The organism is Acerihabitans arboris, from assembly GCF_010131535.1.
Lineage (GTDB): Bacteria > Pseudomonadota > Gammaproteobacteria > Enterobacterales > Enterobacteriaceae > Acerihabitans > Acerihabitans arboris.
This window is the reverse complement of sequence record NZ_WUBS01000006.1, coordinates 190,100-217,043: the sequence shown is the minus strand read 5'-3', so window position 1 is coordinate 217,043 and position 26,944 is coordinate 190,100. Positions and strand designations below refer to the sequence as shown.

Sequence of the window (26,944 nt, the reverse complement as noted above, 5' to 3'; positions counted from 1 at the left end):
CCGCGCGCGGGCCGCAATCCCCGGCCCGCCATTGTTGACCCTGGGATAAACCGCGCTCGATTACGCCGGTCTAGACCAGCCTGACAACATAATCATCACCCCGGCGAAGATCACCGCCGAACCCACCCAATCCTGCGAGGTTAATTTGACGCCGTCGATGAACCTAAGCCATAACAGCGCGGTCAATATGTACACCCCGCCGTAGGAGGCATAAACGCGCCCGCTGGCGGCGGGATGCAGCATCAGCAGGCTGACAAAGGCGATAAGGCTTGCCGCCGCGGGGATCAGCAGTATTATGCCGCCCTCTTTTTTCACCCAGAGATATGGCAGGTAGCACCCGAGGATTTCCGCCACGGCGGTGGCGATGAAAAGCAGTGTTGTCTTGAACATTCCTGCAACAGTCCTTAATTATCCGTAACGATAACGAGTGGTTTTTAACCATAAGGCAATGTTATTATGCCGGTGCATGGGACGTTGATTTTACCTGCGTTATTATCCACGTAAAGATTAAAAGGAAGACGTTATGAACACCACCTCTTATCAACGGCTGCTGGGCGGGATGCTTTCGGTCGCCCTGCTGGCATTTTCCACCACGGGTTATGCCGCCAGCAATACGCAGCGCCTGATCATCGATTCCGGTGATAACGCCCAATCCCGTGAAGATGCGCGCCAAAGCCAGGAGCAATGGAATGCCACCCATAACCTTCGCAGCAAGGTGAATCAGCGGGATGAAAAGGACTTTGATAAATACGATAAAACTGTCGATTTGCGGGAAAGATGCAACAGCAGCGACAACGTCAACGCCTATTGGGAGGACAATACCGCCCGTTGCCTGGATCGCCGCACCGGCCGCTCGCTGATGGCGCCGTGATCCGAGCTATTACTCCTTTTTGCCAGTCCTGCTATCCTTGTATCGGTACTTCATTCTTAAATAAGGACGGTAATATGAATGATCTGAGCGAGATGAAGCGGCTAAGCCATCAGCAAAGCGGGAAGCCAGGGAAACGCTTTTTTATCCTGGGCGCGGCGCTGGCCGCGATGCTGCCGCTGGCGGCGCAGGCGTCCTGCGAAAGCGTTAAGGCGGATATCACCCAAAAAATCGTCGGCAACGGGGTACCGGAGTCCGGTTTCCGTTTGGATATCGTGCCCAACGATAGCGCCGACCAGGCGGGCGGCCAGGTGGTAGGCCACTGCGAAAACGACACGCAGAAAATTGTCTATATCCGTTCCGCTGAAGGCACGGACGCTGGTGTGGCGGCTAGCGACGCGCCAAGCCCATAATAAGGCCGGGGCGGGGAATGTCTTTCCCGCCCGCTTTAGTATTAAATTAATTGGGTTTTCTTGCGGTGATATTGGGAATATTGATCTTAATTAATTTAGCTGTGAAATGATCTTCAAAATAATTTGTTGTATCTGTTTCAAACATAAATGCAATTACCTCTCTTCCCTCAAAACCGGACGTATTGAACTTGTCCAATAATGGTGAAATCACAATACCGCTCCCAGCATTAAGAATATTTACTCGGTAAAGCTTCTCTTCGCCATCAGAAAATTTATATCTTATTTTTAAGATACTACCTCGGAATAGCATATTTTTTGCATGGCCGAGTAATGTAAATTCAAACGATGGCTTTATTTTTAATAATCCGTCATCTGATTTAGGCACCGAATACCACTGGCCAAATCTCATTTCCTTCTCGAGAATCAGAGCCTCACTGAAATTTTCATCATGCGAATTTTCTTCAAGCAGCATCACCGGTATGCCATTTTTTCCAGCAGAGACGACTACGGGATGATAGTTGGATAAGATTGATGTAGACGTCAAAGGATCCTCATTCAATGAATATTTCATATCAAAGCCATCAAAAGGATTACAATCAGACGACGTGCATCCTATCCCTGCGGTCCACAGGATGAATTTTGGCCGCATTGGTGAATTAAGGAAGTCTTGATTCATCCTATCTAAAGTCGGTGTTAACGTCATATAATTTTGGAATGATGGGCGCTGTAAATAATTAAGTTTATTGGAGAAAATGTATTCATTGTTGTAAGGGTATACATCGACTGTTGAGTTGGCCAACTTATCAAGCACTTCGTTTTTAAGTTTGAAATCAGGGTATATACGGGCCATTCTTTCTTGGAAGCTTTCATCTAAACCAGCAGGTTTGTTAATTAATGTTAACGTTACTGCCCCCGGGTAAGTAGGGATGTGTGCTAATGAATAGAGGTTTATCATAGAAATAACAAACAAGACTCTGCTAAACAAACTCTTATCGAATATCATCACCATGGATAAAACTGTCGCTGGCGCGACAAAAAAACCCAAATAATGATCGGTGCGACTGAAGCCTAATTTAAATAATAATAACCATAAAATATTAATCGTAAGAAACAGTGCTAGTCTTTTTTTTGCTATAAGAAATAAATTCAAAAAAACCAAAACCAATAACACAGACACAAAACTTCGGATGCTATTGTTTACATCATAAGTCATATCAACTGAATTGCCGAAACTTAACTCCATATTTATTATTATATAATTTATTATATTTTGATGGTTGTGAAACACCAGTAAACCCAATAAAACATAAGTTATAGAAAGTGACAATGTAAAATATGACAGAAGCGAAAGTTTTTTATCGCGCAAAAAAAGACTAAACAGATAGGAAAAAATTGTCAGGAAACCAAACAGGCCGTAAAAGAAACGAATAAAAAATGATAAAGCAACTAGCGCTCCGATGAATATAATGAAGTATTTATTAATGATTTTGTTTTTTTGTTCAGAAAAACCCAGATATGCCACTAGTGCAAATGGCCACATAAAAAATGCGGCGTAGAATGATAAATTTCTAAAAAATATAGCGAATATCAGAGCAAAAAATAAATAATTCCTAGCCTTGTGAATTGGAATAAAAAGCAGGGTCCAGAAAAATGAATTAGTTATGCTAATGAATGTCACTGAAAGCCAATAGGTAACGTCGCTGTATTGTGTCGCTGCCCCGCCCGTTAACCAAAAAAGCGGACCATAGCTAAAGAGAAAGTCTTGGTTGCCATAAAACATTTGATTTGTAATATTCAGCCATTGCTCAACACTATTGTGCGTCCCTCTATTACCCAACGTGGTTGACATGAACAGCAGGATGAATATCACCAGGAAAACTAAAATCTCATTTTTGTAATTTTCTAAACGGCGGCATACTAGCGTTCTATTCTTTTCCAGATTACTAAAAAAAAGCGCTAAATTCATTTTTTTTCTCCTGACGGATTGTAGAGTCCCAGACATGTTTTCAGTAGCACTGTTAACACGGATATATTGCCTCTGAAACTGCTGATTTTGGTTGGTACTTCGCCTTTGGGATATCGACGTATTGTCGGTAATTCAAGGCAGCGGAAACCCAATTTAGGTGCTCGGTAAGAAAGATACACCAGCAGTTCATACGTCATGAACACATCGCGAAATAGTGCAATACGGGCATCTAAAAGCATCTTACGGCTGTAAGCGCGGAAGCCCTGAGTGGTGTCGGTCCATTTAAAACCGGATACTAAACTCAGCAACGGCGCATGGATAAAACGGATGGCGACATCGCGCAATTTTGGAGTATTTTCGGCTATGCCACCGTCAAGAAAACGCGAGGCTTGGACAAAATCAACCCCTTGTTTCAATGCGTCAATAAACCGTGGGATTGCTTCAGGATCGTCTTTATCGTTGCCGTCGATGGTGACTACCCCCTGATAACCTTGCTCAAGCACAAACGCGTAAGCGCAGCGCAATTGCGCGCTGAGTTTCCCTGCGCCGGTCTTAAGTATCATCCCCCGCACGCCCAGCTTTTTCAAACCTGGTAACTCAAGCGAACCATCCCTACTCCCTCCATCGACGACGATGATGTCCGCCATGGACGCGATAGACAACGCGGCCATACGTGTAAGCAGGCTTTTAATTCGCTCACCCTCGTTAATGACCGGGATCACCACACAATAATCATGTTGACGCGATTGCCAAAGAGGCACGTCAAATGTCGGAATTTGCCGATCAATGTGCCTTGGGCCGGAAGTTTTCATGATATCGGGTTCTTCACTAAATATGTCATTGGTTTGATTGCGCCGACGACCGGTTACGTCGATAGTAATCAATAGCGATTTCCAGCGCGCGCCGAATAGAAATTTGATGTGGTTCACGTTCAGTCGCGAGCATTTCAATGGTAGCAGTATGGTCCGGTAGCCAATTCTCCAAAATATCGGCAATGTCTGCATGGGGAGTGTTACCATCCCCGATGGGTAGTAAATCAGGCTCGCTGATATGGATATGCCCGATAAGATGGGCGATTTTAGGCAGTATTTCTTTAATATCTTCTTTATGAATAGTTAGCGCGCCTGTATCGAGTTGCATCTTTATCGCCGGATGTCGCACTAACCCGACTATATTTGCTGTTTCAATGGCGGTGGTCATGAAATTAGCGCCGTAACAGGCCGGATTAGGTTCAAGACAGATGATAATCCTGTGGCTTAGCGCAATATCGCCCAGCCGTCCAAAAAATGGGATCGCAATGTCAAGAATTTCCTTATTACTCAACCCGGTACAATCTCTATTGCGGGGTGAACCAAACACTAAGCGGCGGGCGTCCAGTCCGTCCCCAATCCAGCAAAGCGCGTCAAAGTGGGCTAACATCGCGTCTTGAGTATCGGAACAGCCAAACATGTTTAAGTTATTAGTGCCGAACAACAGGGCTTGCATACCGATAATTTCAACCCCATGTTTCCCCCACCATGCTTTGACTCGTGAAATATCCCCGGCTGTCGCCTTGGCTGGGACAGGGAAATATTTTCCTGGGGCAATATCAATTGCGTCAATTGAATAATGTTTTAGAAGCGCGGCAATACTGTCATCTTCCGCAATATCCCAGGCAATGTTCGATATGGCTAACCTCATTTTTGCTTCCTGGAATCAGATGCCAAAGTATGGGGCTCAGACTGCGCATAAGCCCTTATGGCCTGGATAGTCTCGCTAAAGCTATATTGATAATTGCCGCTGGCGCCAAAAAGTGCAGCGTACTGGGTGCGCATATCATATGTCGCAGGCGGCCCGGACAATTCCCGCTCAAAAGCCATGCCGAAGGCCTTCTTGGCGACATCGGCTACGCTAATGGGCGCACCGGCCAGATGTATCAGCTTCAAGCCGGCTTGCTGGGCGGTTTGCAGGTCAAACCAAAGGTTAACCATGGGGTAGAATTGATAAACGCCCCTGCTATCAATTGCCTGAAGGTTATTGTTGTTGAGTAAGTCAAAAATAATATTTTTACGCAGCCCAGGGCCAACCAGGCCGGGCAGACGGACAATTAAATAGTGGGCGAAATGACCTGAGACAAATTTCTCCAGCCGACGGCGATTAAGGCCGTAGGCATGAAGCCCGCATTCATCTACAGCGGTAGACTCATCGACACCTATCGGGTTTTTGAATACATCAATGGTGCTGATTAGAATGCATTTTTCGCATTGCATTGCCTTAAGGTGATTTATTAAATTATCGATATTTCTGCGATCGGCCTCAGGATCATTATTGGCAATCCATTTTTTCGCGGGCGCGCCTGCACATACCACTTCATTGAATACCCTCCCTTCAATATCCGCTATATTGGAAGAACGGTATAATTCATTGAAGACGGCTTGTTTGAGTAACGTACTTCCGACAAAACCTGAAAAACCTATAAGTGCATTATTCATAAGTTATCCGTATCGTTTAAAGTGTGTAGTTAACTGTCTTGCCCTGTATGTTCCGGATTGGTAGTTTTATTCATTGGCTCGCTGAGTACGTTTACCCGATCCTGGTTGACCATCACCGCACTCCTCTTCTCATAGGCAATTGAATAATCTGCCTGTTCACTTCGATCGTCTAGTAAACGGCCCAGGTATTCGCCAAAGAAGGCAAGCATGATAAATTGCAGCATAAATAAAAATGCCATAAAAAGTATTGTTGTTGTCCATCCTTCAACGGTATGACCGCGGATTATATTTACCGCCACGCTATAGACGGTAAAAATAAATGCGGCAAGGCTTCCGGTCATGCCGATACCCGACATCCAGCGAAGCGGACGAGATGAGTTAAAAACCATCAGGCGGACAAGATAACGGAACCCACCCCAAAATGTTTTTTTTGTCGCGGAATTTGCGCGCTGTTGATAAGAGTAGATACCAATAGGGTAACCTGTTTTTTGAATTCTTAAATAAAACTGATGATGAAAACGCCCCGTACTTGTTACCGAGTTCACCGCGCGACGGCTTATACAACGCAGTGTCGTCGCATGTTGCGGTAGATGATAATCTATCGCTTGCAGAACTCTGTCAGAAATCAATCTCAGCAGTTTGTAGGCCGGGGTGGCGGGCTGTTTAGCCACGCCAACGACAACATCCGTGCCTGATCTGCACATATCCACAATGCCTGATATTGCCGATATTGGATCGGCCGCAGGGTCAAATAATACGACAAAATCACCAATCGCATTTTCTAATCCAGCGGCCCAGGCGACATCATGGTGGACGCTGCCTGATAGCTGGATAAAACGTACGCTTGGTATTTGTTGCAATATCGCTTCCGCGCCATTGCTAAACTTCGATATCTTAAAGGGGCCATGGGCCACGATAACAATTTCGTAATCAGAATAGTGCGTATCCAGGGTACGTTGGATCTGGAGCAGTGTTTCATCAAGGCCGGTTATCTGCTGGTCTACATTCAATATGACCGAGACGAATGAATCGTTTTTCATATGGTTGTGCTCCCGGTTATCATTCTACAAGATGCTGGGCGATTATGGCTTCCCGGGCATCGTAGATGTTGTCGATCTTCCCTCCCATAACGCAGTGGAATCCACGTAGGCCATGGTGCGGCCGGAAAAGAATTGGGCGCGAATCATCTGATTCACTGCGCGGGAGCACGGTCTTTACCTCCCATAAAGAACGCTGATATCGACATTCACCTAAAATAGGTAAATAACGCATGGCGTCTTTTCGCATGTAGTTCCAGGCACTGTTTTTTTGGTCCGCATTGAGTTTCACGTAAGGATCGGTATAAGGTGATTCATTTTTGTCAAACCATTCGTAATGGGGGGTGTAGAGCACATGGCTGAAGGAATGCAGTCCAGCGGAAGGAAATGGCATAACAGAGAAAAATGGCCCGCACATCACGGTTAAGCCGATTTTTTTCAGTTCATCGGGCACATCGACCAAGCACATTTCCGTCAGTTCATGCTTTAAAGAAATTAATTCAATATTAGATTTTTTTAACATGTAATTGATATGCGAGTATGTACAATTGAATACATGATCTGCGTAAACTTCTTCCTGTCCTTCCGAAACGACATCTCTGAGCGTAATCAACAGTCCATTTTGATGCTGGCGTACTTTATCGACGGATATACCGGTATGGTAGTCCGCTGATGAGGCATCTAACCGTCCTAGCATCTCATCGCGTAATTTGTGCGCGTCAAAAGCATGTTCGGTGACAGAGAAGCACGCCTCTATCAATGAAGGATTGGTAAGTTTTTGCACGTAAGTAGGCGCGGGCTCGCACGCAGCGCCGATACGGTCACAAAATTTGAGGAATTGATTCGCTGTTACTTTACCTAACTGGTTGCTTATAAGATAATATTGTTCGAATTCGTCATCTATGCAGTTCCTGAATTCGTCAACAAATCGTGGAAACGACATTCGCGACCTCAATGCTGTAAGGATGCTCCGCGGGTAATGATACCCATTGTGGATACGTGCCTGATTATTATACGAAGCCCGCGACATGAAGGTTTTCTCTCTCTCATACACATCAACCGTATGGCCTGACCTTGAAAAAAATTCGGCAATATACATACCGAAAAATCCTCCGCCGACAATTGCTATCTTTTTTTTCATGACGTCATTCCATTATGTTCTCTAATCATGAATGATTAGTCTGTGCGATAGAATTATATGTGTAGATACTCAATCATTCATTTATGGGTGAAAATAAAAAACGTAGCGCGTGTGGCTTGCACCCTGCGCGAAATGCCTTGCATATAAATTTGACTCAATAAAATAATGTATGTTAATTACATTTTTTTAAATTTAATGCAACGAGTATACATGCCAAGTAATGGGATGCAAATCCTTATTATTAATCTACTTAATACTGTTACATAATTTTTACTGATATTATTAAATTAATTTTATTATTAGTTACTATGGTAATATTTATATAAGCATGGTTATTTAGTTTGTTCTGTAATGTGGTAAATGATGCCAGACCCGTGGCGCAGCACGGATACAAGCCTCCCACCGGCTGGGGAAACCAAAACCACATTTCCGCGCCCGGCTATCGTCGCCCGGCCAAGGCCTGGTTAGGCTTTCATAAGAAACACTTTATCTACGGCTAAAATCCAATGCCCGGCGGCTTGCGCATCGCGAATTATTTATCAATCAGGCGTCCGGCGGACACCAGTGAAATACGCGATACGCAGGGGAATAACATCAAGGACGGTTCAGTAAGATTAGAGCGATGCGGTACAGCGGCATGGAAACATGAGAAGATAGCGCCTGGCGCTTCCTCTGCGCTGTTAGATCTCATGTGCAGCAATGGCGTCTTTGGTCAAGATTTTGCTTAAATCTATATACCCGGAAAGATCGCGTTGCTCAGGCCTGGGCAAATAAGGCAGCTCACCCAACTGCGGCGCGGGGATCTTATTGCGTAGTATATCCATGATTTCGGCATAATGCGCCAGTCCCGGATTAATGCGATTTGCCACCCAGCCTAATAATGGTAATCCATCATTGATAATGGCCTCGGCGGTTAACAACGCGTGGTTAATACAGCCGAGCTTGATGCCGATAACCAGCACCACCGGCAACTGCTCCTGCACCACCCAATTGGAATACGGCCGGTAGTCGCTCATAATGGTGCGCCAGCCGCCGCTGCCCTCCACCACCACCATATCCGCTAGGGCGGCCAGGTGCTGTAGCCCCCCCGACATCAGGCCGTAATCAATTTCCTCACCGGAGTAGGCGCTGATTTCCTCTTCACGCAGTGTAATGGGATTTATTTGCTCATAAGGGAGTTGCAGCGTGGAAGAGGCGCTTAACACCAGGGCGTCTTTGTTGCGTAAGCCTTCGGCCGTTTCCTGGCTGCCGCGCGCGATAGGTTTGTATCCGGCAACGCTAAGCTTACGCGCCGCCAGATTTTGCAAAATGGCGCGGGAGACAATAGTCTTGCCGACTGCGGTGTCCGTACCGGCTACGAAAATACGTTTCAACATGACGACTCCAGCCTGGCGTTCATCCATTGGACATGTTTGGATAAGGTGATTGATTAACGTAAAATGTACCCGATATGGCGCCGGCCCGGCTTGCGTTAGCTCAATATTTTCGGCCTTAGCCCTGGACCAGCTTCAATAACAGCGAGCCGTCATAAAGCGCATCCTTAACCAGCGCGGCCCCGGGCATGGTGCCTTGGTTTTTAAACCGGGTCGCCTGCACGGTGATATCCTTACTGTAATCAGGCAGCGATTGTTGCCGTATGTTGGCCAGGATCACCGGGAACAGAATATCGGATGCCGGGTTTAACGGGGAACCCACCAGGATTTTTTCCGGATTAAATAGATTGACCATGATGGCCAGGATCCGCCCTACGCTATTGCCGATGCCGACGATAATATCGCGCGCCAGGGTGTCGCCCGCCATGGCCGCGGTGCAAAGTGATTCTACGCTGACCGCTGAATCATTCATGGTGGAATGGGTATTCAGCGCCAGCCGCTGGCGGGTAAGGTCCAGTATGCTTTCAATGCCCGCAACCGTCTCCAGGCAGCCCCGATTGCCGCAGTAACAGCGTTTGCCATAGGGTTCCACCTGGGTATGGCCAATCTCCACCAGGCTGCGGCTGCTGCCGTGCAGCAAGGTGCCGCCGGTGATAACCCCTGCCCCCACGTTATGATCGATGACGATCTGAATCACGTCATTGCAGCCGCGGGCCGCGCCATAGAGCGCTTCAGCCATGGTCCAGGCGCAGATATCGTGCTGCAGGTAGGCCGGCACGCCGATATGCTCGCTCAGCGCCTGGCCCAGGGCCATGTTATTGACGTTATACCACGGCATGCGATGCACCATGCCCGCGGCGGCGTCGATAATGCCCGGCAGCGTAACGGCGACCGCCGTCAGGCGTTCCAACTGGTGCTGGTGACGGATAAAAAACCGATCGATGGTTTGTATCAGGCGAACCAGCAGCGGCTCCTGAGCTTCAGCTAGCAGGGGCACGGTATCCTCGACGATGAGTTTGCTGCTAAGCTCGCGCAGCGCCAACGTCATGGTGCCGTGGCCGATGCGCACCGAGAGGAAATGCCAGGCCTGGGTGTCGACCACCAGGCCGATGGCCGGCCTGCCGCGCAGTCCGTTTTCCTGATATTCGGTTTCGGTAACCAAATGGGCTTCGACCAGCTCGCGCACAATTTTCGTAATGCTGGCGGGCGCGAGCCTGGCGAGTTTTGACAAGGCGATACGCGAAATGGGGCCGAACGAATCAATCAGGCGATACACCACCCCCGCGTTAGTCTGCTTGATTTGATCGATATGTCCTGGTTGACCATGGCCAATCACTCACCTTGCTCCTGATATTTTCACGCTATGAAATAATATATTGGGGCTATGGTGGAACTTTTAATTTTAGCCGTCAAATATTTGATTAGTTATGTGATTTACCGCACATAATGGTCCGGCTAACCACTTTTCCGCCGCCGCGCTGCCCGTCTAATCCTGATCCACGCAGGCCGGTCTTATCAACTTTGGTTGGGATACTACCATTATTGTTTTAACATTAAATTGATCAGCATCCGTGCAGCGGCGGAAAGCTCCTTTTGTCGATGGGTTACCAACCATACCTCAGTTTTTGCCTGGGGTTCCTCCAGCCCCAGATAGCGCACGCTATCGACCTTGATGCGCGCAAAAGAGGCCGGCAGGATGGAAACGCCCAGCCCGGCCGACACCAGGCCGATAATTGTCATCGCCTCGCCCACCTCCTGGGTGATATAGGGCGTGATGCCGAATTCCTTCAATAACAGCAGCGTTTCGTCATACAGCGCCGTGCCCACCTTGCGATCAAAAAACACAAAGGGTTCGTTGGCCAACTGCCGCACGCTGATACGGCCACCGGCGGCGGCCAGGGGATGATCCTGATGAACCACCGCCACCAGCGATTCCTTGAGCAGTAATTGATACGTTAATGCGTCCGGCAGCGGCGTATTACGCATCACCCCCATATCGAATTTACCGTTTAACAGCGGCTCAATCTGCTGTTTGGTGTTGGTTTCGACCATTTGTATGTGCACGGCGGGATGCTGCTGGCGAAAGGCCAGCAGGCTGGCCGAGATGCGTTGGTTAAACGGCGTCGAGGAGGTAAAGCCGATGGTGATTTCACCGGATTCGCCGCGATGGATCCTGGCGGCCCGGTCGGCCGCCTGGTTAACCTGCTCGATAATTAGCCAGGCCTGCTCCAGAAACTGTTTGCCGGCGGGCGTCAGCCTGACGTTGCGATTATTTCGCTCCAGCAGCCTGGCGCCCACCAATTGCTCCAGCATCTGGATCTGCTGGCTGAGCGGCGGCTGTGAAATATGTAATTTCTCCGCCGCTCTGCCAAAATGCAGCGTTTCCGCCACGGCAATGAAATAACGCAAATGACGCAATTCAATATTCATACTTTAAACATATCAATTGAGATTATTAATATATTAGACAACAAACTGCTTTGTTCCTATTATTTTCATATTGTTATCGAGGACAGCGCCACGCCTGTATCTTTTTTAAGCATTTCCGAGGATTTATTGTGAACACCCTTTCGCGTTCCGGGGCATCCGCCCATGAGACGCCTGCTGTTAAAACGCCCGGCTATTCCGTACCCGCCAGGCAACCCTTTATCAAACGCGGCACCCCGCAGTTTATCCGAGTTACCCTGGCGCTGTTCTCCGCCGGCCTGGCGACATTCGCCCTGTTGTACTGCGTCCAGCCGATACTGCCGGTGCTATCACAGGAATTCGGCGTGTCGCCGGCGACCAGCAGCTTATCCTTATCGGCGGCCACCGGCCTGATGGCCCTGGGTCTGTTGGCAACCGGCCCCCTGTCCGATGCCGTGGGTCGGAAGGCGGTAATGGTGGTGGCCCTGCTGTTGGCGTCGGTATTCACTATTGTCAGCGCTTTTATGACCGGCTGGCAGGGCATATTGATTTTCCGCGCTTTGGTCGGCCTATCGCTGAGCGGGGTGGCCGCCGTGGCCATGACCTACCTCAGCGAGGAGATCCACCCCAGCGTCGTGGCATTTTCCATGGGGCTGTACATCAGCGGTAATTCCATTGGCGGGATGAGCGGCAGGCTTATCAGCGGCGTGCTGACGGATATTTTTAACTGGCGTGTCGCCGTCGGCGCCATCGGCGTGGTGGCGCTGGGCGCGGCGTTGATGTTCTGGCGTATTCTGCCGGCTTCGCGCCATTTCCGCGCCGGGTCGCTCAAACCGCGCACGCTGGCGATCAATTTCCGCCTGCATTTTCGCGATGCCGGTCTGCCGATGCTGTTTATTGAAGGCTTTTTGCTGATGGGGTCATTTATTACCCTGTTTAACTATATTGGCTATCGCCTGCTCGCCGGGCCGTGGTATTTGAGTCAGTCCACGGTCGGACTGCTCTCAGTGGTTTACCTGACAGGCACCTACAGCTCACCCAAAGCCGGCAGCCTGTCAGGCCGCTTTGGTCGTGGCCCGGTGCTGATGGCCTCGATGGCCCTGATGCTGGCCGGGCTTCTGCTGACCTGGTTTTCGTCCCTGATATTAATTCTGGGCGGCATGATGTTGTTTACCGCCGGTTTTTTCGCATCCCACTCCACCGCCAGCGCCTGGATTGGTCGCCGCGCCCGGCGCGCCAAGGGCCAGGCCTCCTCGCTCTATTTATTCTGCTATTACGTCGGTTCAAGCGTGGCCGGTACCGTCGGCGGGTTTTTCTGGCACAGCTTTGCCTGGACCGGTGTCGTGATATTTATTGCCACCATGCTGCTGCTGGGGATTTTTGTTGCCCAGCGCCTGCGCAAACTGCCTGAACTAAGCGCCGTCCGATAACCGAATGCGGCCCTGGATTCACCAGGGCTCTGGTGCCGCCGGATGTTAACCGGCGTTCGTGTCAGGCAGGCCGCGCGTCAGCCTGTCGTAACAACGCTGGAAGGTAGTTTCCACCATCAGCCTTTTGATTCTGAGTTGAGTGACTTCGATGGGAAATATTTTTCTACCAATGCATAGAGTACCGCTGCTGTTTCAGCATCCAGAATGCCATCATAATTTTGTTGACGGAAATGAAGCTGAAATGCCCGGATCAAACCCTGGTATCCGCTTTCGGTGCCTGCAGCTGAGGTGTCGTATCCGTATTGATTCAGTTTAGCCACGACGTCTGCTTTGGCAGGAAGCGTTTTACAGAACCGCGCCTGATATTGCTCCCTTAATGCATCGTCATACCATGCCCCTATACCCGCGGTATAAAGCTCTTTCCACGGGAAAGCGGCACCAGGATCACTTTTTCTTCCAGGGGCAATATCACTGTGGCCGACGACATTGGTTGGCGTAATATCCGGATAACGTTGAAGTATATTCGCTGAGAGTGCTTTAATCGCATCAATTTGAGCTGGGTTATAGGGGGGGAAGGTAAATTTCCCATTATTATCGGTGGCTAAATTGACTGCCTCGATCCCAATGGATGTGTCATTCAGGTTACTGCGTCCAGCCCATGAGCTGATTCCTGCATGCCATGCACGTTCATTTTCATCAACCAGATTAAAAATACGCAGAACCTTGAACCCCGCTTCAATATAGGTTTTCTCCGAAGGATCGGGGACAACGTAGTGGGCACTGACCGTGGGTCCCGTCAGAGCTGTCATCGACGCTCTAAAGTTAGCTGCGGTGTAATGCATTACCAGAAAGCGAACCCGGTTATCAAAACCTTTTACCGAACGATAACTATTATAATCAATTGGCTGCATAGAGAACTCCCTCCTTTTGGCTGAAGCCATTAGTACCACTACGCATCACTACAGAACCTATACAAAACAAGCATCAGTACTATTTTTCCGAGGGTTCCGGCTTATAATCCCGGGTACGAGAGCGGATGGCCGTTCACACGGTAATAGGGCCGACCGTTCGGTTAAGGACATCGAAGCGGTGGGACATTAAGCCCTGGCCGTTGATTGGCTGCGAAGCGAACATAATGTGGTGGTAAAGTTGAGGTTGTGTGGTTATATTAATATGTATGTTGTAACTAATATGGTATGGCCTAATGCCCGCACTTGACCTGATTGAGCGATTGAATCAGCGCTTTAACCAATTACAAAGCCAACTTATCGAATGGCAGCAGTTGCTGGGCGGCTTTCGCCTACTCGCCGGCAGGGTGTTTGAACTGCCTGAAGTGGAAAAAGGCAAGGAGCATGCGGAGATTGCGCTGATCAAGGTGTCCCAGCACGCGGGACCTAAGGCGTTGGCGCTGGGACTGGCGCATTTTCAGCGCATGTTTATCTACCATCAAAAACAGGATACCAGCGCCAAGGCGGCCATACGCCTGCCCGGCGCCCTGTGCTTTGCCGTGGACGACGCGCAATGTCATGCCGCGCAGGCGTTGACCGCCGCGATAAACCAATTGAAGACCGAACTCTCCCATATGATTACGGTGGAGTCGCAACTGCCTCCCGAGCTTCGTTTCGAATTTGTCCATACCCACCTGCGCGGTTTAAAGACCCTCAGCGCCTATCGCGCGCTGCACATCGTTACCGATCCGGCAAGCGTGCGGTTTGGCTGGGCTAATAAACAGATTATCAAGAACCTGACGCGCAAGGAGGTATTGACGATGCTGCAAAAAAGCCTGCGGGCCGGCCGTGCGGTGCCGCCTTTTGATAAAATTCAATGGGCCGAACGGGTACGGCAGGAAATTGACGACGTCAGCAAACTGCCACCCGACGTTAAGCTCAAAATCAAACGGCCGGTAAAAGTCCAGCCCATAGCCAGGGTGTGGTATCGGGAAAATCAGCAGCAGGTCCAATACGCCTGCCCTTCCCCGTTGATAGTACTTTGCCGTCGGTCTACAGGGGCGGTGGCGCCGCAGTTGGGGGAGTTGCTGGATTATGATCGCGAGGCCGTCCGCCATAAATTTATACCGCCCGGGCTGCCAACGCGTTTATTGATCCGGCGGTTGCATCTGTATGTTGCTCGATGAGCCGGCCACCGGCCGTACGCCGCGCCAAAGGTTCAGGCGCGGCGTACGTTTTCGGGATGGGCTAATCATCGGGATTAACTTTTTAGCGAACCCACCATATCTTCCGGCCGTACCCATTGATCAAATTCGTCGGCGGTCAGATAGCCCAGCTTGAGCGCCGACGCCTTCAGCGTCAGCCCCTCTTTGTGCGCTTTCTTGGCGATTTCCGCCGCCTTGTCGTAACCGATATGGGTATTGAGCGCGGTAACCAGCATCAGCGATTCGTTAAGCAGCCGATCGATGCGTTCCCGGTTGGGCTCGATGCCCAAGGCGCAATGATGATTAAAGCTATCCATGCCGTCGGCCAGCAGCCGCACCGACTGCAGGAAGTTATGGATGATCATCGGCCGGTAGACATTTAATTCAAAATTCCCCGACGCGCCGCCGATATTAATCGCCGCGTCATTGCCCAGCACCTGGCAACATAGCATGGTCACGGCTTCACATTGGGTCGGGTTAACCTTGCCCGGCATAATGGAGCTGCCCGGCTCGTTCTCGGGGATGCTGATTTCACCGATGCCGCAGCGCGGGCCGGACGCCAGCCAGCGCACATCGTTGGCGATTTTCATCAGCGACGCGGCCAATCCCTTCAGCGCGCCGTGTCCATGGACCAGCGCGTCGCAGGTTGCCAGCGCTTCAAATTTATTGGGCGCGGTGACAAAAGGCTGGCCGGTCAGTTCCGCCAGCGCCCTGGCGACCCGCACCGCATATTCGGGATGGGTATTGAGGCCGGTGCCCACCGCCGTGCCTCCCAGCGCCAGTTCGCTCAGATGCGGCACGCTGTGCTCGATATGCGTCAGGTTATGTTCCAGCATCGCCGCCCAGCCGGAAATTTCCTGTCCCAACGTCAGGGGCGTGGCGTCCTGCAAATGGGTACGGCCGATTTTAACGATATCGGCAAAGGCGGCGGATTTTTTCGCCAGGGTATCGCGCAGGATGTTCAACCGGGGGATAAGATGCTCGCGCAGCGCGATGACCGCGGCCACATGCATCGCGGTGGGGAACACGTCATTGGAGCTTTGGCTTTTATTCACATCGTCGTTGGGATGCACCAGGCGCTTTTCCCCACGCTGTCCGCCCAGCAGCTCGCTGGCGCGATTCGCCAGCACCTCGTTCATATTCATATTGCTCTGCGTGCCGGATCCGGTCTGCCAGATAGCCAGGGGAAACTCCTCGGGATGGCTGCCGGCCAGCACCTCGTCCGCCGCGCGGATAATCGCGTCGGCGCGCTCTGCGGGCAACAGGCCTAGATCTTTATTCACCTCGGCGGCGGCGCGTTTGGTCTGCGCCAGCGCGTTGATTAACGCGGGCGGCATTTTTTCGCTGGAAATACGGAAATGTTCGAGGGAACGCTGCGTTTGCGCACCCCATAAGCGTTCCGACGGAACATCAACCGGGCCCATGGAATCTTTTTCTACGCGGGTAGCTGCCATTTTTTCCTCCTGGTATTCTTCCTAAAGATCAATGTGCTGCCCGGCTAGCGGTTCCACTCGCGCGCCGGGCATTGATAGTATGACGGTGATAGACTGACGTGGGTAGTATGACGTTGATAGTATTACGTTGGTAGTATTTCGTTGAGGGGATTTCGCTGATGGCATAGCCTTGTAGAAAAGCTTAACATTATGCCAACGGCGCGCGTTATCACATTCAGGACTCAGTAAGGGCAGTAACTTCATGAAAAAAATGATCAATTCCGTTCAGCACTATGCCTGGGGCAGTAAAGACGCCCTCACCCGCCTCTATGGCATCGCCAACCCGGGCGACCAGCCGATGGCCGAACTGTGGATGGGCGCGCACCCAAAAAGCAGTTCACGCATCAGCGACGATCGGGGCAACGATATTTCATTACGCGATTATATTGCCCAACAGCCTGGGGCGACGCTGGGCAAGGCGGTCGCCCGGCGTTTTGGCGAACTGCCGTTTCTGTTTAAGGTGCTGTGCGCGCAAGCGCCGTTGTCGATTCAGGTTCATCCCAGCAAATCCGCCGCTGAACGCGGTTTCGCCCTGGAGAACGACCGTGGCGTGCCCATTGATGCCGCTAATCGTAATTACAAGGATCCCAACCATAAACCCGAACTGGTCTTTGCCCTGACCCCGTTCCAGGCGATGAACGGATTTCGTGAAATTACCGGCATAGTGTCGTTGTTGCAGCCGGTGGCGGGAGCCCATCCCGCCATTGCGCGCTTTTTACAGCATCCGGATCGGACGCATCTGGCGCAGCTGTTCGGTGATTTACTCGGCATGACCGGCGAGGAGAAATCGCTGGCCCTGGATGTGCTGAAAAGCACGCTGGGACATCAGCACGGCGAGCCGTGGGAAACCATTGGCAGAATAGCGGAAGATTATCCGGACGACAGCGGTTTGTTTTCGCCGCTGCTGTTAAACGTGATCACCCTGCAGCCGGGACAGGCGATGTTCCTGTACGCCGAAACGCCCCACGCCTATTTGCGCGGCGAGGCGCTGGAAGTGATGGCCAACTCCGATAATGTCCTGCGCGCCGGCCTTACCCCTAAGTATATCGACGTACCCGAACTGCTGGCCAACGTACAGTTTGTCGCCAAGCCCGAGCATCAGCTGCTGGCGCGTCCGGTGGAGAAAAACGGCGCCCTGCGCTTCGCCATCCCGGTGGAAGACTTCGCCTTTTCACTGCATAACCTGTCTTCCGCCCCCCAGCGGCTGGCCCAGGACAGCGCGGCGATTCTGTTTTGCGTCGACGGACAGGCGGTAATGGAAAAAGACGGGGAACGGCTGACGCTCAAGCCCGGCGAATCCGCGTTTCTCGCGGCCGGCGATTCGCCGGTCAATGTTAGCGGCAACGGCCGGCTGGCCCGTGTATTCAACGAACTGTGATAATCTATGCCACGGATTGGCCGGCAGTTGCTATTATTGGACCAGATATGGGTTCTCGCGGCGATAGTGATACGTTTATTTTGCCTGCGCCTGCGGGCGGTCAGTCAATGTGGATCAGGAATTTATAATAAGGATGAGCAGACAATGAAAAAAACACTCGTAGCGGTTGGCGTGATTATCGTCCTCGGCGCGGCCTGGACCGGAGCCGCCTGGTATACCGGCAAACAGTTTGAACAGCGACTGCCCTCGGTGGTGGACGACGCCAACGCCCGTATCAAGACGGCATTCCCTGAAGCCGGCGTTACGCTGGCTATCGAAGACTACCATCGCCGCCTGTTCTCCAGCCGGGTTAATCTGGTGCTGATGTCGGACGGTTCCACCGGAGACAATAAGCCGCTTAAACCAGGCGACCGCCTGATTGTCAACGAATCCATCGATCACGGCCCGTTTCCATTTACCCAATTGAAAAAAGGCGTGCTGATCCCCAGCATGGCCTCGGTGCACAGCCAATTGGCGTCCACGCCGCTGGTTAAACCGCTGCTTGACGCCGGCAAGGGACAATCGCCGGTCAAGGCCCTGACCCGCGTGGCATACAATGGCGATACGGTATCGGTTATCGATCTCCTGGCCCTCGACCTTAACAGCGGCGCTACCCTGTTTCGCACCAGCGGCGGGACATTTAACGCCGCCATCGACCATGACATGAACAACATGTCGGTTGACGGCAGCATCGCCAGCCTGTTAATCGGCGGCCTGAACCAGTGGCAACAGCACGAACAGGTCACCGTGCAGGACTTCAGCCTTGAAAGCAACACCCATAAAGGCAAGCTCGACTACAGCATCGGCGACAATACCATAAAGGCCAAGACGCTGGTTTACAATTTCGACGGCAAGGATATGCTCAGCGCCGATAACCTGACCCAGGTCACCAAGATCAGCGAAGATGGCGACCGGCTCAACGCGCAGGTGGACTATAATCTGGATGCGCTGCACGTGCAGGGACAAAACTTTGGTTCAGGCAGGCTGGTCATCAAGCTTTCTAATCTCGATCCTAAGGCCATTGCGGATTTCAGCGAAAAATACCATGCCCAGGTGCAGCAGGTTATGCAGCAGACCGGGCAGGCCGATCCGGTTGTCCAGCAGCAGTTGATCAGCCAGGCGCTGTTCCAGAACCTGCCGCTGGCGTTAAAAGGCAACCCGTACCTGACCATCGCGCCGTTTAGCTGGAAAAACAGCAAAGGCGAAAGCGCCTTTAACCTGACGCTTAACCTTAACGACCCGTCCCAGGTCCCCGCAACCCCGGCCACGCCCGATCGGCAGTGGGCGCGGTGGGTTAACAAGCTGGATGCCAAGCTGACCGTGCCGCTGGACATGGCCACCGAAACCACCACCCAATTTGCCCGGATCCAGGGCTACAACGACGAGGATGCACAGAAACTGGCCAAGCAGCAAGTGCAGGGACTGGCGGCCATGGGGCAGATGTTCAAACTGACCACCCTCACCGACAATACCCTGAGCAGCAGTTTTCAGTATGCCGATAACCAGGTTATCCTGAACGGTCAGAAAATGTCCCTGCAGAACTTTATGGGCCTGTTCGGCCTGTTCGGTTTACCGGAAGGTGAAACACAGCCGGCCCAGCCGCAGGCGACGCCCCAGCCTTAATACCCATTATTGAGGCCTGACGCGACGGCTCCGGACATCTTGCCGGGGCTGTCATCAGCACCTCCAGCAGCAAAATCCCCCTGCCGTCTCCCTTCAATAAGGGTGCCGGTCGGCGCCATCCGGCGCACGGGCGTATCCTTTGCCGCGTTCGTCGGCCGGTCCATGGCGCCATTACCTGCAAACAAACCACAAAACACGTTATAATCAAACGATATTCCGTCCTACCCTATGAGTTATTGCCGATGATTGATAAACACCTCCCCCTGACCGACATCCATCGTCATCTTGACGGTAATATCCGCGCGCAAACCATTCTCGAACTGGGACGTGAGTTCGGCATGGCGTTGCCGGCCGACAATCTCGCGGATTTGCGTGAGCACGTGCAGGTCACCCGAACCGAGCCGGATCTGGTCAGTTTCCTGCAAAAGCTGGACTGGGGCGTGGCGGTGCTGGGTTCGCTGGAGTCCTGCCGCCGCGTGGCCTATGAAAACGTTGAGGATGCGGCCACGGTGGGTTTGGATTATACCGAGCTGCGTTTCTCCCCTTATTATATGGCCATGAAACATCAGCTGCCGTTACAGGGCGTGGTGGAAGCGGTTATCGCGGGAGTCAGCGACGGCTGCCGTGATTTCGGCACCCAGGCCAAACTTATCGGCATCATGAGCCGCACGTTTGGCGAGGACGCCTGCCTGCAGGAGCTGGAGGCCATCCTGGCCTGCCGCGACGGCATCATCGCGCTGGATTTGGCGGGGGATGAGCTGGGTTTTCCCGGCAGCCTGTTCCTAAACCATTTTACCCGCGCCCGCGACGCCGGACTGCATATCACCGTACATGCCGGCGAGGCCGCCGGCCCGGAGAGCATTTGGCAGGCGATCCATGAGCTGGGCGCGGAACGTATCGGCCACGGCGTCAAGGCCATTGAGGATCGGGCATTGATGGATTTCCTGGCGCTGCATCGCATCGGCGTTGAAAGTTGCCTGACCTCCAATGTGCAGACCAGCACCGTGCGCTCGCTAGGGGAACATCCGTTAAAACGGTTCCTTGAGCATGGCATCCCGGCCTCGATTAATTCGGACGATCCGGCGGTCCAGGGCATTGATATCGATTATGAATATAGGGTGGCCGCGCCGCAGGCCGGGCTGACCGCCCAGCACATGCGGGACGCGCAGCGCAACGGGCTGGAAACCGCATTCCTGAGCGCGGCGGAAAAACAGGCTATCCGGGAAAAACGATCCTCCGGCGCCGGCTAATAGAGATGCCGTGGGCGATGACGCCGTCCCTGTTATGGGTTTGGTTTTACGCCCGTGGGGGCAGACGCGTTCTGTTGCGCCTGCCGGCGGGCATAACGCGCCGCCAGCACCGCGCACACCATCAGCTGCACCTGGTGGAAGATCATCAGCGGCAGCACCATGGTGCCCACCATGGCGGCGGGAAACAGCACGTTGGCCATCGGAATGCCGTTGGCCAGGCTCTTTTTGGAGCCGCAGAAAACGATGGTCACCTCGTCGGCGGTGTTGAAACCCAGCCAGCGGGCGGTCCAGGTATTAATTACCAGGACGATGGCCAGCAGCAGCAGCGAAAACACCAGGATGGAGACCAGCGACCACCCGGTGATCTGATGCCATATCCCGCCCACCACCGCCTCGCTGAAGGCGGTGTAGACCACCAGCAATATTGATGACCGGTCAGTAATATTCACCAGCTTTTTATGCCGCGCCACCCATTTGCCGATCAGCGGCCGCGCCAGGTGGCCCAGTACGAAGGGTACCATCAGTTGCAGGATAATGGACCCGATGGCATGCAGCGTATTGGACGCGCCGCCCTCCTGGGTATGCATCAGCACGCCCACCAGCACCGGCGACAGGAATACGCCCAGGATACTGGAGGCCGACGCGCTGCAAATGGCGGCGGCCACGTTGCCGCCGGCAACCGACGTAAAGGCGATGGCCGACTGGACCGTGGCCGGCAGCGCGCACAGATACAGAAAACCCATATACACCGGCGATGAAAGCAGTGAGGGCACAAACACCTTCATGGCGATGCCCAGCAGCGGAAACAGCGCAAAAGTGCTGAGGAATACCACCAGGTGCAGCCGCCAGTGGCTCATGCCGCCCACTATCGCCTCGCGCGACAACTTGGCGCCGTGCATAAAAAACAGCAGCGCTATCGCCGCGGTGGTGAGATATTCAAAGAAAACCTTGATGATTCCCCGGCAGGGAAAGAACGACGCCAGAACCACTACGGTGACCAAAACCAGCAGAAATTTGTCAATTCTTAAACGTTGCAACCACGACATGTCACTACCCTTACCACTGTCAAAACCAAAGGCGCCACGCCGGGCGCCCGTAAAATCCCACCTTGGCATTATCCGTTCTTGACCGCCAACGTTTTTTTCTGCTCCGACGACAGCACGCCCAGCTCGATCAGCTCCATCACCTGGATGGCCGCAGCCGCCGTCACCGGGTTTTCACCCACGCCCAGAATGGCGTCACGGATCGCGGCGTAATAGGCGGGGTAATTGCCCGGTTGGGTGCGCACCTGGTGTTCAGTCATTTCATCGCCCTTGGCCAGCGTCAGGATACCGTCAAGGGTATCGATGCCCCAGTCCGGCTGCGGCGGGTAAACGCCGGCTTTCAACCGGGCTTCCTGCGGGTCCAGCCCGAACTTGACAAAGCTGCCCTTGGTGCCGTGCACGGTAAAACGCGGCGTGGCCGCCGCCGCCAGCATGCCGCCGTGCAGCACCACGCGCCGCTGCGGGTAGATAAGCGTGGCGTGGAAATAATCATCGGTGAGCGCGCCGGGGCGCAGCAGCGCCAGATCGACGTTAACGGCCACCGGCATGCCGAACAGCTGGATTGCCTGATCGATCAGGTGCGGCGCCAGATCATACCAGATGCCGCTGCCGGCGCCGGGCTGCTCGCGCCAGCGCGGCATCACCTGGGGGCGGAACCGGTCGTATTGCGAGGACATATAGACCACATCGCCCAGGATGCCGTCGTTGATCAATTGACGCACGGTGAGGAAATCGCTGTCCCAGCGGCGGTTATGGAACACCGACAGCAGCAGCCCACGGTTCTCGGCCAGCTGTTTCAGCTCATGCGCCTGTGACAGCGTCACGGTGAAAGGTTTATCGACGACGACATGCTTGCCCGCCGCCAGCGCCTGTTTGGCCAGGGGATAGTGGGTTTCATTCGGCGTGGGGATAATCACCACATCAACGGAGGGATCGTTAATCACCGCGCCCGGATCGGCGGTGACCTTGACGCCAGGCAAGTCCGCATGGACTTTGCCCGCATCGCTTGAGGATACCGCAGCCAGCGTCAGGCCGGCGGTGGCGTTAATCAACGGCGCGTGCAGCGTTTTGCCCGCGAAACCGTAACCAATTAGTCCGATACCGATATTTTCAGCCATTGTGGTTCCTCTTTTCTCTTTTATTGGCTAACACATCGATGCCCCCCGCGTCCTGGTCACAGGCACGGGGGCATCTTCACCGGACTCACCTTAGCAATAAATTATTAGCCTCCGATAGCCTTTTCGCTTTGCAGTTGCCAATTATGGGAGGCCTGGATGCTGCGGCCGGGGTAGTTAATCTCGCTGCTGCGGCGGCGGAAGTCGCTGGGGCTAACCCCGACGCGTTTGCGGAATACCCGTGAAAAATAGAGCTGATCGTCATATCCCACCACCCGGCCGATGGTGGCGATGGATTCCTGGGTGGTCTGGAGCAGCAGTTTGGCGCGGATCACCCGCTGGTCCTCGCGCCAGCGCAGGATATTGATGCCCACCTGCTCGCGGAACAAATGCGCCAGCCTGGAGGGGGATAAACAGACGTGGCGCGCCACCTCGTCGATACGCAGTTCACCGGACAGGTTGCCGGTAATAAACTGGCAGGCTTCAATAATGCGCGGATCCATGATTTTGCTGGGGCTTTGCGGATCCTCCTCCATGGCGCGCAGCAGCATCCGCTCCAGCAGGTTCATGCCGAGCTCCTCGGAGAACCGGCGTCCGGAGCGCTGGGTTTGTTCGATATTCGCCAACAGCCGGTCGAATTCGGTCAGCAGGTTATCGTTGCCAAGCCGCAGGCGGCCGACGTCATGGATTTTGCTGTGCCACTCCAGCCAATCGGCCCAGTAGGCGCGCGGCCGAAAATAGACCCAGCGATGATACCAGCAGTCGCTGTCCGGCGAACGGCCGTAATAATGGGCGGATTTGGGTGGAAACAACAGCAGATCGCCCGGGTTGCACACGAAGGATTTATCCCCTTCAAAAACCTTGCCCTGGCCCTTGATGGTCAGGTTGAGGATATATCCTTTCATCCCGTCGGGCCGGTCGATAAAAAAGTCCAGCGGACCGCCGGCGATAATCGGCGTCAGGCCGGCAACCAGGTAGGCATTAAACATATAGCCCGGCAATAAGGGATTGGATTGTGTCTCATGAGTCATTCGATGATACATCTCACCTCCGGACAGGTTGTCGTCTGATTGAGAATATCCTATAGCGCGGACAATAGCGTGCCATGGTCCTGAAACTGTGAGCGGACCGACCGGTCTCGGGGCGGCCCGCCGGTTTTTTACACCGTCCGTTTGGCTTTTTGTTTGTAGCGGTCGAATATCACCGCCGCCAGCAGGATCACGCCGCGCACCACGTATTGCGAGAACGGGGAAATATTCAGCAGGTTCATCGCGTTTTCCACCGTGCCCAGTATCAGTACCCCGGCCACCACATAGGAAATTTTACCGATGCCGCCCTTCATCGATACCCCGCCCAGCACGCAGGCGGAGATGACGATCAGCTCATAGCCGAGCGAGGTCATCGGCTGGCCGCTGGTCATGCGCGAGGCCAATATAATCCCCGCTACGGCCGATACCAGGCCGGACAGGATAAAGATAATGATTTTGGTGCGCACCACGGGAACACCCGCCAGGCGGGCGGCTTCCTCGTTACCGCCGATGGCCAGCGTATTGCGCCCGAAGGTGGTTTTGTTGAGCAGGAACCCGAAGATCAGCATGCACAGGGCCATGATCCAAATCGGCGCCGGCAGGCCCAGCCAGTTGGCATACCCCAACACAAAAAAGCGTTCGTCCTCGATACCGACCGCTTTACCGTCGGAAATAATATAGGCCAGTCCGCGCACGATCTGCATGGTGGCAAGCGTGGTGATCAGGGCGTTAATCTTCAGCTTGGCGATAACAAACCCATTGACCAGGCCGCACAGCACGCCGAGCACCAACCCCGCCGCCACGCCCAGCCACAGGCTCTCGGTCGAGTTGATCACCACCGCGGTGGTCACGCCTGCGCAGGCGATAACCGAGGCGACCGATAAATCGAAATCGCCGGAAGCCAGGCAGAACAGCATGCCGCAGGCGACGATGCCGGACATGGAAATGGCCAGTCCCAGGCCTTTCATATTGATAAAGCTGGCAAAGTTAGGCACAAAAATCGAGCAGGCGATAAACAGCACGACAAAAACCACCAGCATGCCGAAATTATCCCAGACGCGGCCTAAGCCCAGCGTTTTATTCGCTTTCGGGGAGGGTGCAGTAGAGCGTGTAGAAACTGTCGACATCGTAGACTCCTTCACAATCAGGCAACCGCGTCAGCGGGGCTGGTATCGGTTGTATGCAACATTGCCAGGCTTAACGCTTTCTGTTCAGTGGCATCGTTATGGGCGAGCTCGCCGGAAATAGCGCCTTCGCGCATCACCACGATCCTGTCGGCCAGACCCAATACTTCCGGCAGATCGCTTGAGGCGAACAGAACGGCGATACCGCGTTTGGCCAACTCATAAATCACATGGTAAATCTCATGCTTGGCGCCGACGTCGATACCGCGCGTCGGTTCGTCGAGCATGATGACTTTCATGTCTTCGGACAGCCAGCGGCCGAGAATGGCTTTTTGCTGGTTGCCGCCGGAAAGATTCATGATCAGCTGTTCGGCGGAAGGTGTCTTGATATTCAGGGCGCGAATATGCTCCTCGGCGTTGTTTTTTTCCCAACGGTCGTTAATCAGGAAACCGGCCTTGATGGTTTTGCGCCGGGCGCTGATATTGATATTTTCCCGCACCGAATGCACCGGGATCAGGCCGTCGGCCTTGCGATCTTCCGGACACAGCAGCAGGCCCTCGCGTATGGCGTCGATAGGCGAGCGGATATTCAGCTGCTTGCCGTCAAGCAGCAGTTGTCCGCCGGTAATCAGGGTGCCGCCGAACAAACCCTTCATCAGTTCGCTGCGCCCCGCGCCCACCAGGCCGAACAGCCCGACGATTTCGCCGGCGTGAACCGACAGCGTAATCGGCGTTTTCACGCCAATCGCCTTGATGTTGTCAAGCCGCAGCCTGACCTCGCCGTGATCGCGTGGCTGATAGCCGTAGATATCGCCGAGATTGCGGCCCACCATCGCCTGTACCAGCTTGGTGTGGTCGACCTGGGCCATATCGTCGAAGGTGCGGACGAATTTACCGTCCTTGAATACCGTAATGGCGTCGCCGAGGGTGAAAATTTCCTCCATGCGATGCGAAACGTATAAAATCACCCTTCCCTCGGCCCGCAGTTCGCGGATCACCCGGAAAAGCTGCTCGATTTCACGCGCCGACAGCGAACTGGTCGGCTCGTCAAAGGCAATAATCTTGGCATTGCGGGTCAATGCCTTGGCAATCTCCACCATCTGCCATTGGGCGATGGACAAATATTTCAGCGGCGTATCCGGCGCGATGTCCAGCCCCAGATGCTCCAGCTGGAGTTTGGTTTCATAATGCAAAATGGCACGGTTAACCATGCCGAACTTATTGGGCAACTGGCCGAGGTAGATATTTTCCGCCACGGTCATTTCCGGCACCAAATGCAATTCCTGGTAGATAATGGCTACCCCGGCATCCAGCGCGTCGGCGGTGGCGTTAAAATGAACCGGCCGGCCTTTGATTAGAATCTCACCCTGGGTCGGCGTATAGCTGCCGCTGAGGATTTTCAGCAAGGTGGACTTACCGGCGCCGTTCTCGCCCATCAGGGCGTGGATCTGGCCCTGGTAGCAATCGAAACTGATATCATCCAGCGCCTTGACGCCGGGGAACGTTTTACCGATGCCGCGAAACGATAGATAGGGTGTCTGAATCGTCATGAACACATCCTCGCGTTAACTGATACGAACGGTGCGCCGGCAAT

Annotated in this window: 24 protein-coding genes; 7 read left to right on the top strand and 17 right to left on the bottom strand. The window is 53.2% G+C overall.

Annotated features, from left to right (window positions below):
- Nucleotides 1-60: 60 nt before the first annotated feature.
- Entirely contained in the window at nucleotides 61-390 is a 330-nt protein-coding gene (locus GRH90_RS10330) for a YnfA family protein (protein ID WP_162365853.1), read from the bottom strand.
- Between the two features lie 133 nt (nucleotides 391-523).
- On the opposite strand from GRH90_RS10330, the gene GRH90_RS10325 reads away from it, so the two are divergent.
- The gene (locus GRH90_RS10325; RefSeq protein WP_162365852.1) at nucleotides 524-871 is read left to right on the top strand and encodes a DUF1283 family protein; all 348 of its coding nucleotides are present in this window, start codon (nucleotides 524-526) and stop codon (nucleotides 869-871) included.
- Between the two features lie 74 nt (nucleotides 872-945).
- Entirely contained in the window at nucleotides 946-1,281 is a 336-nt protein-coding gene (locus GRH90_RS10320) for a DUF1161 domain-containing protein (RefSeq protein WP_446678249.1), read from the top strand.
- 46 nt (nucleotides 1,282-1,327) lie between these two features.
- Here the strand turns inward: GRH90_RS10320 and GRH90_RS10315 are convergent, their stop codons facing one another.
- The 9 genes from GRH90_RS10315 to GRH90_RS10275 form a co-directional block, all read right to left on the bottom strand.
- Entirely contained in the window at nucleotides 1,328-3,247 is a 1,920-nt protein-coding gene (locus tag GRH90_RS10315) for a hypothetical protein (RefSeq protein WP_162365851.1), read from the bottom strand.
- The gene (locus GRH90_RS10310; protein ID WP_246235970.1) at nucleotides 3,244-4,131 is read right to left on the bottom strand and encodes a glycosyltransferase family 2 protein; all 888 of its coding nucleotides are present in this window, start codon (nucleotides 4,129-4,131) and stop codon (nucleotides 3,244-3,246) included. The genes GRH90_RS10315 and GRH90_RS10310 overlap by 4 nt, the downstream gene beginning before the upstream one ends.
- Nucleotides 4,085-4,927, bottom strand: coding sequence for a sugar phosphate isomerase/epimerase family protein (locus GRH90_RS10305; RefSeq protein WP_162365850.1), 843 nt, complete (start codon nucleotides 4,925-4,927; stop codon nucleotides 4,085-4,087). The genes GRH90_RS10310 and GRH90_RS10305 overlap by 47 nt, the downstream gene beginning before the upstream one ends.
- The gene (locus tag GRH90_RS10300) at nucleotides 4,924-5,718 is read right to left on the bottom strand and encodes an NAD-dependent epimerase/dehydratase family protein (protein WP_162365849.1); all 795 of its coding nucleotides are present in this window, start codon (nucleotides 5,716-5,718) and stop codon (nucleotides 4,924-4,926) included. The genes GRH90_RS10305 and GRH90_RS10300 overlap by 4 nt, the downstream gene beginning before the upstream one ends.
- A 29-nt stretch (nucleotides 5,719-5,747) precedes the next feature.
- On the bottom strand, nucleotides 5,748-6,758 hold the full coding sequence (locus GRH90_RS10295) for a glycosyltransferase family protein (RefSeq protein WP_162365848.1): 1,011 nt from the start codon (nucleotides 6,756-6,758) through the stop codon (nucleotides 5,748-5,750).
- Nucleotides 6,759-6,777: 19 nt separating this feature from the next.
- A complete protein-coding gene (locus GRH90_RS10290; protein ID WP_162365847.1) occupies nucleotides 6,778-7,896 on the bottom strand; it encodes an NAD(P)/FAD-dependent oxidoreductase in 1,119 nt (372 codons plus the stop codon).
- Between the two features lie 680 nt (nucleotides 7,897-8,576).
- Nucleotides 8,577-9,272, bottom strand: a complete 696-nt coding sequence (gene bioD / locus GRH90_RS10285; protein ID WP_162365846.1) for a dethiobiotin synthase — start codon at nucleotides 9,270-9,272, stop codon at nucleotides 8,577-8,579.
- A gap of 115 nt (nucleotides 9,273-9,387) precedes the next feature.
- Nucleotides 9,388-10,605 carry a sugar metabolism global transcriptional regulator Mlc gene (gene mlc / locus GRH90_RS10280; protein WP_162365845.1) on the bottom strand — a complete coding sequence of 406 codons (1,218 nt, stop codon included), beginning with the start codon at nucleotides 10,603-10,605 and terminating at the stop codon, nucleotides 9,388-9,390.
- A 203-nt stretch (nucleotides 10,606-10,808) separates the two neighbouring features.
- Entirely contained in the window at nucleotides 10,809-11,699 is an 891-nt protein-coding gene (locus GRH90_RS10275; protein WP_162365844.1) for a LysR family transcriptional regulator, read from the bottom strand.
- Nucleotides 11,700-11,827: 128 nt separating this feature from the next.
- On the opposite strand from GRH90_RS10275, the gene GRH90_RS10270 reads away from it, so the two are divergent.
- Nucleotides 11,828-13,105 (top strand): MFS transporter, encoded by a 1,278-nt coding sequence (locus GRH90_RS10270; protein WP_162365843.1) that lies wholly within the window; start codon nucleotides 11,828-11,830, stop codon nucleotides 13,103-13,105.
- A gap of 116 nt (nucleotides 13,106-13,221) precedes the next feature.
- Here the strand turns inward: GRH90_RS10270 and GRH90_RS10265 are convergent, their stop codons facing one another.
- The gene (locus GRH90_RS10265; RefSeq protein ID WP_162365842.1) at nucleotides 13,222-14,016 is read right to left on the bottom strand and encodes an N-acetylmuramoyl-L-alanine amidase; all 795 of its coding nucleotides are present in this window, start codon (nucleotides 14,014-14,016) and stop codon (nucleotides 13,222-13,224) included.
- Between the two features lie 293 nt (nucleotides 14,017-14,309).
- On the opposite strand from GRH90_RS10265, the gene tus reads away from it, so the two are divergent.
- The gene (gene tus / locus GRH90_RS10260) at nucleotides 14,310-15,239 is read left to right on the top strand and encodes a DNA replication terminus site-binding protein (RefSeq protein WP_162365841.1); all 930 of its coding nucleotides are present in this window, start codon (nucleotides 14,310-14,312) and stop codon (nucleotides 15,237-15,239) included.
- A gap of 74 nt (nucleotides 15,240-15,313) precedes the next feature.
- Here tus and fumC read toward each other — a convergent pair whose 3' ends face one another.
- Nucleotides 15,314-16,711, bottom strand: a complete 1,398-nt coding sequence (fumC, locus tag GRH90_RS10255) for a class II fumarate hydratase (RefSeq protein WP_162365840.1) — start codon at nucleotides 16,709-16,711, stop codon at nucleotides 15,314-15,316.
- A gap of 241 nt (nucleotides 16,712-16,952) precedes the next feature.
- Between fumC and manA the strand changes: the two genes are divergently transcribed.
- The 3 genes from manA to add all read left to right on the top strand — a co-directional run bounded on the left by manA (nucleotide 16,953) and on the right by add (nucleotide 21,040).
- Nucleotides 16,953-18,128, top strand: coding sequence for a mannose-6-phosphate isomerase (manA, locus tag GRH90_RS10250; RefSeq protein WP_162365839.1), 1,176 nt, complete (start codon nucleotides 16,953-16,955; stop codon nucleotides 18,126-18,128).
- Nucleotides 18,129-18,272: 144 nt separating this feature from the next.
- On the top strand, nucleotides 18,273-19,790 hold the full coding sequence (locus GRH90_RS10245) for a YdgA family protein (protein WP_162365838.1): 1,518 nt from the start codon (nucleotides 18,273-18,275) through the stop codon (nucleotides 19,788-19,790).
- A gap of 242 nt (nucleotides 19,791-20,032) precedes the next feature.
- Entirely contained in the window at nucleotides 20,033-21,040 is a 1,008-nt protein-coding gene (add, locus tag GRH90_RS10240; RefSeq protein ID WP_162365837.1) for an adenosine deaminase, read from the top strand.
- Nucleotides 21,041-21,072: 32 nt separating this feature from the next.
- Here add and GRH90_RS10235 read toward each other — a convergent pair whose 3' ends face one another.
- The 5 genes from GRH90_RS10235 to araG form a co-directional block, all read right to left on the bottom strand.
- On the bottom strand, nucleotides 21,073-22,086 hold the full coding sequence (locus tag GRH90_RS10235) for a bile acid:sodium symporter family protein (protein ID WP_162365836.1): 1,014 nt from the start codon (nucleotides 22,084-22,086) through the stop codon (nucleotides 21,073-21,075).
- Nucleotides 22,087-22,154: 68 nt separating this feature from the next.
- Entirely contained in the window at nucleotides 22,155-23,201 is a 1,047-nt protein-coding gene (locus GRH90_RS10230; protein WP_162365835.1) for an oxidoreductase, read from the bottom strand.
- A gap of 104 nt (nucleotides 23,202-23,305) precedes the next feature.
- Nucleotides 23,306-24,241 carry an arabinose operon transcriptional regulator AraC gene (araC, locus tag GRH90_RS10225; RefSeq protein ID WP_162365834.1) on the bottom strand — a complete coding sequence of 312 codons (936 nt, stop codon included), beginning with the start codon at nucleotides 24,239-24,241 and terminating at the stop codon, nucleotides 23,306-23,308.
- Between the two features lie 116 nt (nucleotides 24,242-24,357).
- Complete coding sequence (gene araH, locus GRH90_RS10220) at nucleotides 24,358-25,353, bottom strand: L-arabinose ABC transporter permease AraH (RefSeq protein ID WP_162365833.1); 996 nt, start codon at nucleotides 25,351-25,353, stop codon at nucleotides 24,358-24,360.
- A gap of 17 nt (nucleotides 25,354-25,370) precedes the next feature.
- Nucleotides 25,371-26,900, bottom strand: coding sequence for an L-arabinose ABC transporter ATP-binding protein AraG (araG, locus tag GRH90_RS10215; protein WP_162365832.1), 1,530 nt, complete (start codon nucleotides 26,898-26,900; stop codon nucleotides 25,371-25,373).
- Between the last annotated feature and the right edge of the window lie 44 nt (nucleotides 26,901-26,944).

Excerpts from the sequence above, each read along its gene's own strand:
- GRH90_RS10330 (WP_162365853.1), bottom strand. The coding sequence starts at position 390 with ATGTTCAAGACAACACTGCTTTTCATCGCCACCGCCGTGGCGGAAATC.
- GRH90_RS10325 (WP_162365852.1), top strand. The coding sequence starts at position 524 with ATGAACACCACCTCTTATCAACGGCTGCTGGGCGGGATGCTTTCGGTC.
- GRH90_RS10320 (WP_446678249.1), top strand. The coding sequence starts at position 946 with ATGAATGATCTGAGCGAGATGAAGCGGCTAAGCCATCAGCAAAGCGGG.
- GRH90_RS10315 (WP_162365851.1), bottom strand. The coding sequence starts at position 3,247 with ATGAATTTAGCGCTTTTTTTTAGTAATCTGGAAAAGAATAGAACGCTA.
- GRH90_RS10305 (WP_162365850.1), bottom strand. The coding sequence starts at position 4,927 with ATGAGGTTAGCCATATCGAACATTGCCTGGGATATTGCGGAAGATGAC.
- GRH90_RS10300 (WP_162365849.1), bottom strand. The coding sequence starts at position 5,718 with ATGAATAATGCACTTATAGGTTTTTCAGGTTTTGTCGGAAGTACGTTA.
- GRH90_RS10295 (WP_162365848.1), bottom strand. The coding sequence starts at position 6,758 with ATGAAAAACGATTCATTCGTCTCGGTCATATTGAATGTAGACCAGCAG.
- GRH90_RS10290 (WP_162365847.1), bottom strand. The coding sequence starts at position 7,896 with ATGAAAAAAAAGATAGCAATTGTCGGCGGAGGATTTTTCGGTATGTAT.
- bioD (WP_162365846.1), bottom strand. The coding sequence starts at position 9,272 with ATGTTGAAACGTATTTTCGTAGCCGGTACGGACACCGCAGTCGGCAAG.
- GRH90_RS10275 (WP_162365844.1), bottom strand. The coding sequence starts at position 11,699 with ATGAATATTGAATTGCGTCATTTGCGTTATTTCATTGCCGTGGCGGAA.
- GRH90_RS10265 (WP_162365842.1), bottom strand. The coding sequence starts at position 14,016 with ATGCAGCCAATTGATTATAATAGTTATCGTTCGGTAAAAGGTTTTGAT.
- tus (WP_162365841.1), top strand. The coding sequence starts at position 14,310 with ATGCCCGCACTTGACCTGATTGAGCGATTGAATCAGCGCTTTAACCAA.
- fumC (WP_162365840.1), bottom strand. The coding sequence starts at position 16,711 with ATGGCAGCTACCCGCGTAGAAAAAGATTCCATGGGCCCGGTTGATGTT.
- manA (WP_162365839.1), top strand. The coding sequence starts at position 16,953 with ATGAAAAAAATGATCAATTCCGTTCAGCACTATGCCTGGGGCAGTAAA.
- GRH90_RS10245 (WP_162365838.1), top strand. The coding sequence starts at position 18,273 with ATGAAAAAAACACTCGTAGCGGTTGGCGTGATTATCGTCCTCGGCGCG.
- add (WP_162365837.1), top strand. The coding sequence starts at position 20,033 with ATGATTGATAAACACCTCCCCCTGACCGACATCCATCGTCATCTTGAC.
- GRH90_RS10235 (WP_162365836.1), bottom strand. The coding sequence starts at position 22,086 with ATGTCGTGGTTGCAACGTTTAAGAATTGACAAATTTCTGCTGGTTTTG.
- GRH90_RS10230 (WP_162365835.1), bottom strand. The coding sequence starts at position 23,201 with ATGGCTGAAAATATCGGTATCGGACTAATTGGTTACGGTTTCGCGGGC.
- araC (WP_162365834.1), bottom strand. The coding sequence starts at position 24,241 with ATGTATCATCGAATGACTCATGAGACACAATCCAATCCCTTATTGCCG.
- araH (WP_162365833.1), bottom strand. The coding sequence starts at position 25,353 with ATGTCGACAGTTTCTACACGCTCTACTGCACCCTCCCCGAAAGCGAAT.
- araG (WP_162365832.1), bottom strand. The coding sequence starts at position 26,900 with ATGACGATTCAGACACCCTATCTATCGTTTCGCGGCATCGGTAAAACG.